The sequence below is a fragment of the Pseudomonas sp. A-1 genome, from assembly GCF_004801855.1.
In the GTDB taxonomy this organism is placed as follows: Bacteria; Pseudomonadota; Gammaproteobacteria; order Pseudomonadales; family Pseudomonadaceae; genus Geopseudomonas.
Window position 1 is genome coordinate 1 of sequence record NZ_SSTC01000116.1, and the last position, 9,091, is coordinate 9,091.

A 9,091-nucleotide genomic window follows, 5' to 3' on the forward strand; every position below is an offset into this window, starting at 1 on the left:
TGGGCACGCTCTCGCCGGCGGTGGCCGCGGCCGGGCTGCCTGTCGGCGCCGGCCCAGTTCCGGCCAGTGGCCAGCCGGCCTGGGCCGGCTGGGGGGCGAAGGCCGCCGCCGTCTCGGTCGGCAGCTGGCCGGCCTGCTCGATCAGTGCCAGGCGCCGGCGGATCTCGTCGAGGGCATCGACAGCCTGCTCCGTGCGGGCGGCCAGCTCCTCCGTGGCGACATCCGGCGTGGCCGCCGCCAGCGGCTGGCCGGCGGGCAGGGGGAGCAGGACGCTGTTGTCCGGCAGGGGAGCTGGCTGCAGCAGGTCTGCCGTCGGGCTGGCGGCCGCTGCCCGGGGTGGCGCTGCCTCAGTGGGCGACCGCTCTGCGCCGATGCCGCTGGCCGGATCCGCCGCGCTGGCGCCGGGGGCGGCCGGAGCGCTGCCCGCCGCCTGCTGCAGATGGCGGGCGAAGCTGTCTTCGCTGGCGGCCGGTTTCTGGCTGCTGCGCGGCTGGGCGGCGGCGAGGTTGCCGGCGCCGATGATGCTGATGTCCATGGGGCTGCTCACCGGCCGCTGCCGGAAGTGGAGGTGAAGGCGCTGCCGCGCAGGCGCAGCTGGGCGCTCAGCTCGTCGGTGATGCGCTGCTGGCTGCGGCTGTCGCGCAACTGCTCGGCCTGGGCGCGCCGGTCGACCAGGGTGTGGTAGGAGTTCAGCTTGCGCTGCTGCTCCAGCCACTGCTGCTGGCGCTGGCTGACCTGACGCTGCTGCTCGTTCAGGCTCAGGCGGGCGCGGTCGATGGCATTGTCCAGGGTGCCGAGGAAGGCCTGGTAGTTGAGCAGGCTGGCCGGCTCCATGCCTTCCTGCATGGCCTGCTGCAGGCCGCGGGCGTATTCCTGGCGGTAGTGCTGCAGGGTGTCCAGCTGCCCCTGCGCCTGCTGCTGGCTGCGCCGCGCGCCGGCCAGCTGGCGGCCGGCGTTGTCGACGGCCTCGCGGGTCAGCTCGATCAGGGTGTCGAGTGCGGATGAGCGGGACATGCCGGATCACCTCTCCATCAGGTCAGGCCCCGGAGACCAGGGCGGAAAGTTGCTGCAGGGTTTCCGCGATGCCGGCGCGTTCGTCGATGCGCTGCTGGAGGAAGCGCTCCAGACGCGGATACAGGTTGACCGCGTGATCGAGCTGCGGGTCGTGGCCAGCCACGTAGGCGCCGACGCTGATCAGGTCGCGGTTGCGCTGGTAGCGCGACAGCGCCTGCTTGAACTGCTGGGCGCGGCGGCGCTGGCCGTCGTCGACGATGGCGGTCATCGCCCGGCTGATCGACGCCTCGATGTCGATGGCCGGATAGTGGCCGCTCTCGGCCAGCTGGCGCGACAGTACCACGTGGCCGTCGAGGATGGCTCGCGCCGAGTCGGCGATCGGGTCCTGCTGGTCGTCGCCTTCGCTGAGCACGGTATAGAAGGCGGTGATCGAGCCGCCGCCGCGCGGGCCGTTGCCGGTCTTCTCCACCAGCCGGGGCAGCTTGGCGAACACCGAGGGCGGGTAGCCCTTGGTCGCCGGCGGCTCGCCGATGGCCAGGGCGATCTCGCGCTGGGCCATGGCGTAGCGGGTCAGCGAGTCCATGATCAGCAGCACGTCGCGGCCCTGGTCGCGGAAGTCCTCGGCCAGGCGGGTGGCGTAGGCGGCGCCCTGCAGGCGCTTGAGCGGCGAGGTGTCGGCGGGCGCGGCGACCACCACGGCGCGGCGGCGGCCTTCCGGGCCCAGGATGTTGTCGATGAAGTCCTGCACCTCGCGGCCGCGTTCGCCGATCAGGCCGACCACGATCACGTCGGCGCGGGTGAAGCGCGCCATCATGCCGAGCAGCACCGACTTGCCGACGCCGGAGCCGGCGAACAGGCCCATGCGCTGGCCGCGGCCGACGCTGAGCAGGCCGTTGATGGCGCGGATGCCGACGTCGATCTGCTCCTCGATGGGCGCGCGGTTGAGCGGGTTGATCGGTTCGGTGGCCAGCGGCGCGTAGTGGCAGTCCTCCGGCAGCGGCAGTCCGTCCAGCGGCTGGCCGCCGCCGTCGAGCACCCGGCCGAGCAGCGCGCTGCCCAGCGGGAAGCGCCGCGCGCTCTCGCGCTCGCCGGCGCTGTCGGCGAGGGGGAACACCCGTGCGCCGGGCAGCAGGCCGCTGATCTCCTCCAGCGGCATGAGGAACAGCTTCTCGCCGGCGAAGCCGACCACCTCGGCCTCGGCGCAGCTGGGCTGCTGCCGGGCAGCGCCGCGCGGCGACAGCTCGATGCGGCACACGCCGCCCAGCGGCACCTGCAGGCCGGTGGCTTCCAGCACCATGCCGGTGGCGCGGATAACCCGGCCGCTGGCGCTGTAGCGCGGCGTCGCGGCGATGCGCCGGCTGACGCTGGCCAGGGTCTGCTGCCAGTGCTGCTGATGCGGATTGGCCTGCATGGGCTCAGACTCCCATGTCTGCGACGTGGCTGGCGTCGTCCGCCTGCTGGCGGTGGCGGATCTGCGCCACCAGGGCTTCCCAGCGCCGCTCGCGGGTGGCGTCCAGTTCGCCGCTGCCGGCGCTGGCGCGGCAGCCGCCGCGCGACAGTTCGCTGTCCGGTTGCAGGCGCCAGCCGGCGGCCTCCAGCTCGTCGCCGAGCTGGGCCTTGACCAGCACGAGGTCGGCCGGATGCAGCCACAGGCGCGGCTGGCCGCTCAGTGCCGGTTCGCTGTGCAGCAATTCGCGGACGATCTCGAGGATCTGTTCGGGGTGCGCCGCCAGGGCCTCGCCGGCCAGCTGGCGGCCGGTGACCAGGGCCAGGTCGACCAGTTGCGCGGCGATCCGTTCGTCGAGCTGGGCGAGGGCGGCGCCGAACTGCGCGGCCAGGCCCTGCAGCGGCTGCAGGGTCTGCTGCAGCTGCTGCTGCAGCTCGGCCTCGCCGGCGCGCCGGCCTTCCTCGAGGCCGGCCGCGTAGCCGGCTTCGCGGCCCTCGGCGAAGCCGTCGCGGTAGCCCTGCTCGCGGGCCTGCTGCTGGGCCTGCTCGCGCAGCGCCTGCAGTTCGGCGTTGCGCCTGAAGGCCGCCTGGCGCAGGGCTTCCTGGCGCTGCGCTTCGCGCTGCTGGCGCGTGGCCTCGCCGGCGCTGCCCAGTTCGTCCATCTGCCAGGGGCGCCACTGCTCCCCGACGTGCGGCGGCCGGCGGTCAGACATAGGAGTCGTCCCCGCCGCCGAGCACGATCTCGCCGCTGTCGGCCAGGCGGCGGACTATCTGCAGGATCGCCTTCTGCTCGGCCTCGACCTGCGATACGCGGATCGGGCCGCGTGCCTCGAGGTCCTCGCGGAACAGTTGGGCGGCGCGCTGCGACATGTTGCGCAGGAACTTGTCGAGCAGCGCAGGCTCGGCGCCCTTGAGCGCCACCACCAGCGAGTTGGTGTCGACTTCCTTGAGGATGAGCTGGATGCCGCGGTCGTCGACGTCCAGCAGGTTCTCGAACAGGAACATCTCGTCGAGGATCTTCTGCGCCAGGTCCTCGTTGTGGGCGCGCAGGGTCTCGATGGCCGACTCCTCCTGGTTGGAGTTGAGCAGGTTGAGGAGTTCCGCCGCGGTGCGCACGCCGCCCATCTTGCTGCGCTTGAGGTTCTGGCCGTCGAGCATGCCGCCGAGCACCTCGGTGAGTTCCTGCAGCGCGGCCGGCTGCACGCCGTTGAAGGTGGCCACGCGCAGGATGATGTCGTTGCGCAGGCGGTCGTCGAACAGCTGCAGGATGTCGGCCGCCTGGCCGCGCTCCAGATGGACGAGGATGGTGGCGATGATCTGCGGGTGTTCGTCGCGGATCAGCTCGGCGACCATGCCCGGTTCCATCAGGTTGAGCTTGTCGATGCCGGAGCTGGTGCCGCTGGCGTCGAGGATGTCCTCGATCAGGGTCTCGGCGCGTTCGCTGCCGAGGGCCTTGGTCAGCACCGCGCGGATGTGGTCGCTGGACAGCAGGTTGATCGCCGCGTACTGCTCGGTCTCGTCGAAGAACCCGTCGAGCACCTGGCGCATCTCCTCGTGGGAGACCTGCTGCAGGCGCGCCATCTCCAGGCTGACCGCCTCGATGTCCTGGGTCGACAGGTACTTGAACACTTCCGCGGCGCTATCCTCGTCCAGGCTGAGGAGGAGGATGGCGCTGCGGCGGACGCCGGTCATCTCAGTCATTCTTCTTCATCCAGCCGCTGACGATCATGGCGATCAGTCGTGGGTCGTCCTGGGCCATCTCGCGCAGGGTGGCCAGGTTGTGTTCGTAGACTGCCGAACGGCGGCGCTGGCGGCGCTGCAGCTCGCCGGTGGCGGCCGCGGTCGCCTCTACCGGGTCGACCGGCTCGGCGCCGCCGGCGCTGCTGGCCGGGCCGACGTTCGCGGCGTCGACAGTTTCGGCTCCGGTACCGGCACCGGCGGCGGCCGGCGACGGTGCGTGGCGGCGCATCAGCGGGCGCAACAGCAGCAGCCAGAGCAGCAGGGCGGCGATGCCCACCATCAGGTAGCGGGCGATCGAGGTGGCCATCACGAAGAATTCCGGGGTCTGCCACCAGGGGCTGGCGGCAACGCTCGGTGAGGCCTCGGTGAACGGGCTGTTGACCACTTCCAGCTGGTCGCCGCGGTTCTCCGAGTAGCCCATGGCCTGGCGCACCAGGCGGTTGATCTGCTCCAGCTCGGCAGCGCTCAGCGCCTCGCGGGTCGGGTTGCCGTCGGCGTCGACGCCGTTGCGGTAGTTGAGCACCACGGCCGCGGTCATGCGCTTGATGCTGCCGCGGCGCAGCTGGACGTGCTCGACGCTGCGGTCGACCTCGTAGTTGGTCAGGCTGTCGCGCTGCGCCGAGCCCTGGGTGCTCCTGGCTGCGGCGGTCGCCGGATCGGCCGCTGGCGCTGCGTTCTGGGCGGGCTGGCCCCTGGTCTGTCCCTGCGGCGGGGCGGGCGGGGTCGGTGCCGATGGTGCAGGGGGCGTGTTGGACAGGGCGCCCGGCACGCCGCGAGCAGGCGCGGTGTCGCCGCTGAGGCTCTCGCTGGACTGCTGGCTGCGGATCGCCGCCTCGCCGGGATTCTGGTTGGGGGTGAAGCGCTCGGCGGTCTGCTCGCGATTGGCGAAGTCGATCTCCACTGCGACCTGGGCGCGCACGTTCTCGGCGCCGAGCAGCGGGCTGAGGATGCGCTCGATGCGGCGCTGGTAGGAACTTTCCACCTCGTCGATGTAGCTCAGCTGGCTGCCGTCGAGATCGCGCCCCTCGCCGCCGGGTACCGACAGCAGGCGGCCGTTCTGGTCGACCACGGTGACCGCCTCGGCGGTCAGCTCCGGCACGCTGGAGCTGACCATGTGCACGATGGCGTCGACCTGGCCTTCGCCGAGGCTGCGCCCCGGGTGCAGGGTCAGCACCACCGAGGCGCTGGCCGGCTGGCGGTCGCGGACGAAGATCGACTGCTTGGCCATGGCCAGGTGCACGCGCGCCTTGGCCACCGGGCCGAGCGATTCGATCGAGCGGGCCAGCTCGCCCTCCAGTCCGCGCTGGAAGTTGAGGTGCTCGGCGAACTGGCTGACGCCGAAGGCCTGCTTGTCCATCAGCTCGAAGCCGACGTTGCCGGCCTGCGGCAGGCCCTGCTCGGCCAGTTGCAGGCGCAGCGCGTGCATCTGCTCGGCCGGCACCAGCAGGGTGCTGCCGCCTTCGCTCAGGCGATAGGGCACGCCGCGCTTGTCCAGTTCGGCGATGATGCGTCCGCCGTCGGCTTCGCTGAAGTTGGAGAAGAGCACCCGGTAGTCCGGTGCCTGGGCCCACAGCAGCAGGGCGACCAGCACCGCGATGGACGCGGCGCCGGCGATCAGTACGGGCAGCAGCGGGGTGCTGCGCACCCTGGCCAGCAGGCGCTCTAGCCCGCTGCCTGTGTTGCTGCTGGCGGCGGCGCTGCCGGGGGTGCCGGCGGCGGCTGGCGTGGCGTTGCTCATGCGCAGTTCCGGGGGCCGGTCAGGATGGTTTCGAAGGGCATTGCGGGTTCCGCTTGCAGGGTCGGTCGCGAGGCTCCGCCGGGCGCGGGCGGAGCTGTGATGGCGTCATTATGCGTCTGGACCGCCATGCTAAAGGCCTGAAAAGCCACGGCTTTTGCTGTCAATTGGGGGCATGGGCGGCGGTCGCTGCCCGGTAGGCTTGCCAGCATCCCCAATCCCTGCCTGTCCGGAATGTGTCGATGAGTGCTCCAGCCATCCAGTCTGCCCTGCAACAGCTCCATACCCTGGCCGCCCAGGCGGCGGGGCAGTCCGCCCAGGGCGCGACGGCCGCCCAGGCGGTCGGCCAGGGCGGCTTCGCTGCCGAGCTGCGTGCCTCGATCCAGCGCATCAACGAGCTGCAGCAGACTGCCAGCAGCAAGGCGATGGCGCTGCAGTCCGGCGCTCCCGGCGTGGAGCTGAGCGACGTCATGGTTGACATGCAGAAGGCCAGCATCGCCATGCAGATGGGCGTGCAGGTGCGCAACCGGCTGATCACCGCCTACAAGGACGTGATGAACATGCAGGTCTGATCCGGCAGCTACGCCCGGTCGGGCGCGACCCGGTCGCCGGCGAGGCTCCCGCGATTCTGCCTAAAGTCTCCCGGCGGCCAGCCGATAAGGTTTTCAACGGCGCCTTGCCATCTCGCTGCAGGGCCTAACTGATAAGGACGCGCGCCAGGCCCGGTTGCCAGGTGCGCCTGGTTTGCAAGGGGAATTCCATGGCCTCCATTTCCTCGCTGGGCGTCGGTTCCGGTCTCGATCTCAGCGGTCTGCTCGACCAGCTGGACAGCGCCGAGCGCCTGAAGCTGCAGCCGGTCACCAAGCAGAAGAAGGCCCAGCAGGCCAAGCTGTCGGCCTACGGCCGGCTGGAAAGCGCGCTGACCAAGGTGCAGGACGCCGCCAAGAAGCTCGGCGACAGCAAGACCTTCCAGGCGGTCACCAGCAGCATCACCGGCACCGGCGTGACTGCCGCGGCCAAGAGCGATGCGGTGGCGGGACGTTACGAGGTCGCGGTCACCAATCTGGCCCAGGCGCAGAGCCTGGCGAGCGTCGGCCTGGCCGACCGCACGACCGATCTGGGGGCCGGCACCCTGACGATCACCCAGGGTAGTGGCGCGACGCAGAAGACCCTGACGGTGACCCTGGATGCCAATGCCAGCTCGCTGGAGGACTTGCGCGACGCCATCAACAAGCAGAATGGTGGGGTCAGCGCCAGCATCGTCAATGACGGCAGCGCCACTCCCCATCGCCTGGTGCTGACCGCCAAGGACACCGGTACCGACGCGCGGATGACCGTCACCGGCGATTATGGCGGCGTGCTGAATCTTTCCGAAAAGGTGGAGGCGCGCAATGCCGCGCTGAAGGTCAACGGCATCGACATCGCCAGCCAGTCCAACATGGTCGAGGGCGCGGTGCAGGGTGTCAGCCTGTCGCTCAGCGAGGCGGGTGGCAGTCATGTGCTGACTGTCGCGCGCGACAGCGCGGCGATCAAGTCGGCGGTCACCGGTTTCGTCGATGCATGGAACTCGCTGCAGGGTACCGTTTCCAGTCTGACCGCCTACAACGCGGATACCCAGGTGGCCGGCGACCTGCTCGGCGACGCCACCCTGCGTGGCGTGCATAGCCAGTTGCGCAACGTGCTCACTGCCAGTCTCGGCGAGGGCGCGCTGACCCGGCTGGCCGATGTCGGCATCGAGCTGGAGCTCAAGGGCACCCTGAAGCTCGACGGCAGCAAGCTCGACGGCCTGATCTCCGGCGACCTGATGTCGGTCAGCGGCTTCTTCGCCGGTGTCGGCACTGCCGATGGTCTGGCCGACAAGCTGAGCAGCACGCTGGAGACGGTCCTCAAGGACGGCGGTGCCCTCGATACGGTCAGCAAGGGCGTCGAGGGGCGGATCAAGTCGCTCGACGAGCGCTACGCGCGGATGGAGGAAAGCATCAGCGCCACCGTCGAGCGCTACCGCAAGCAGTTCACCCAGCTGGATCTGATGCTGTCGGAGATGAATGCCACGACCAGCTACCTGACCCAGCAGTTCGATGCGCTGAACGCCCAGCTCAACGGCTGATAACCACTCACTCGCAGAGAGAGAACCAAGAAGATGGTCACCAGTACCATGCGCGGCGCGGCTGCCTATGCCCGGGTGGGCGTGGAGAGCAGCGTGATGGCCGCGACCCCCCATCGGCTGATCGTCATGCTGTTCGACGGTGCCCAGGCCTCGATCCGCGCGGCGCGCCTGCACATGCAGAACGGTGCCGTCGCCGAGAAGGGCAAGGCGATTTCCAAGGCCATCGACATTGTCAATCTCGGCCTGATCGCTGCTCTCGACCCGCAGCAGGGCGGGGAACTGGCGCAGCGCCTCGAACAGCTCTATGACTATGTAGTGCGCCTGCTGCTGCAGGCCAATCTGCACAACGACGAGCAGTGCCTCGACGAGGCCGAGCGCCTGCTCGAGGACATCGGCTCGGCCTGGCGCGAAATCGGGCCGCAAGTGGACGGTTACTGAGCATGGCCAGTCAATCGCAGGTCATCGACTCCTACCAGCATCTGCTCCGCCAGTCGCAGCGGATGCTCGAGTTCGCCCGCCAGGGCGACTGGTCGAGCCTGGTGCTCGAGAAGTCGCGCTATCTGGTCGAGCTGGAGAACGTCACCCAGTGCGAGCGGCGCCTCGGTGTCGAGGGCGGCGACCGGGCGCGGCGCGCCTGCCTGCTCGAGCAGATCCTCGAGCTGGAGGCGGAGATCCGTTCCTGCCTGCTGGCGCGTCGCGACGAGCTGGGGCGGCTGATCGGCGTGTCGCGGCGCCAGCTCGAGCTGGGGCGCGCCTATCGCTCCGACGTGCCCGTCGGCCCGGACGGGGGCGGCATGTGAGCGGGATCACGCCGCTTCTGGACACCTTGCTGCATCAGGTGCTGGGGCGGCGTGTGGATATTCCCTTGCCCAGGGATCTGAATGCGGCGGTTGCGGCCGCCGCACCGGCGCAGGGCGCGCGGCCTCTGCACAGCGATTCGCGTCTGGATCCGCGCGAATCGGCGCCGGTGGCGCAGGCCGCGGCCGCGGTGCGCAGCCAGGCGGCGCATGCCTCGACAGCGCGCCAGCCGGGTGCCGCCGAGGTCGCGC

Annotated in this window: 9 protein-coding genes and 2 pseudogenes; 5 read left to right on the top strand and 6 right to left on the bottom strand. The window is 70.3% G+C overall.

The window, feature by feature from the left end:
• From E5198_RS18885 to fliF, 6 genes and pseudogenes are all read right to left on the bottom strand, one after another.
• Window positions 1-535: pseudogene (locus E5198_RS18885) on the bottom strand (hypothetical protein); the annotation flags it as partial.
• Between the two features lie 8 nt (window positions 536-543).
• Window positions 544-1,014: a flagellar export protein FliJ gene (gene fliJ, locus E5198_RS18890; RefSeq protein WP_136491495.1), complete on the bottom strand. Its 471-nt coding sequence runs from the start codon at window positions 1,012-1,014 to the stop codon at window positions 544-546.
• Window positions 1,015-1,036: 22 nt separating this feature from the next.
• Window positions 1,037-2,425 (bottom strand): flagellar protein export ATPase FliI, encoded by a 1,389-nt coding sequence (fliI, locus tag E5198_RS18895; RefSeq protein ID WP_136491496.1) that lies wholly within the window; start codon window positions 2,423-2,425, stop codon window positions 1,037-1,039.
• A gap of 4 nt (window positions 2,426-2,429) precedes the next feature.
• Window positions 2,430-3,173 (bottom strand): flagellar assembly protein FliH, encoded by a 744-nt coding sequence (gene fliH, locus E5198_RS18900; protein ID WP_136491497.1) that lies wholly within the window; start codon window positions 3,171-3,173, stop codon window positions 2,430-2,432.
• The gene (fliG, locus tag E5198_RS18905; protein ID WP_136491498.1) at window positions 3,166-4,161 is read right to left on the bottom strand and encodes a flagellar motor switch protein FliG; all 996 of its coding nucleotides are present in this window, start codon (window positions 4,159-4,161) and stop codon (window positions 3,166-3,168) included. Before fliG ends, fliH begins: the two co-directional genes overlap by 8 nt.
• Complete coding sequence (gene fliF / locus E5198_RS18910) at window positions 4,154-5,938, bottom strand: flagellar basal-body MS-ring/collar protein FliF (RefSeq protein WP_136491499.1); 1,785 nt, start codon at window positions 5,936-5,938, stop codon at window positions 4,154-4,156. Before fliF ends, fliG begins: the two co-directional genes overlap by 8 nt.
• 239 nt (window positions 5,939-6,177) lie before the next feature.
• Here fliF and fliE point away from each other — a divergent pair, with 239 nt between their 5' ends.
• The 5 genes and pseudogenes from fliE to E5198_RS18935 all read left to right on the top strand — a co-directional run.
• The gene (gene fliE / locus E5198_RS18915; RefSeq protein WP_136491500.1) at window positions 6,178-6,507 is read left to right on the top strand and encodes a flagellar hook-basal body complex protein FliE; all 330 of its coding nucleotides are present in this window, start codon (window positions 6,178-6,180) and stop codon (window positions 6,505-6,507) included.
• Window positions 6,508-6,695: 188 nt separating this feature from the next.
• Complete coding sequence (fliD, locus tag E5198_RS18920; RefSeq protein WP_136491501.1) at window positions 6,696-8,042, top strand: flagellar filament capping protein FliD; 1,347 nt, start codon at window positions 6,696-6,698, stop codon at window positions 8,040-8,042.
• Window positions 8,043-8,075: 33 nt separating this feature from the next.
• On the top strand, window positions 8,076-8,480 hold the full coding sequence (gene fliS, locus E5198_RS18925) for a flagellar export chaperone FliS (protein WP_236574804.1): 405 nt from the start codon (window positions 8,076-8,078) through the stop codon (window positions 8,478-8,480).
• 2 nt (window positions 8,481-8,482) lie between these two features.
• Window positions 8,483-8,842 carry a flagellar protein FliT gene (locus tag E5198_RS18930; RefSeq protein ID WP_136491502.1) on the top strand — a complete coding sequence of 120 codons (360 nt, stop codon included), beginning with the start codon at window positions 8,483-8,485 and terminating at the stop codon, window positions 8,840-8,842.
• Window positions 8,839-9,091 (top strand): annotated as a pseudogene (locus tag E5198_RS18935) (hypothetical protein); the annotation flags it as partial. The gene E5198_RS18930 and the pseudogene E5198_RS18935, both read left to right, overlap by 4 nt.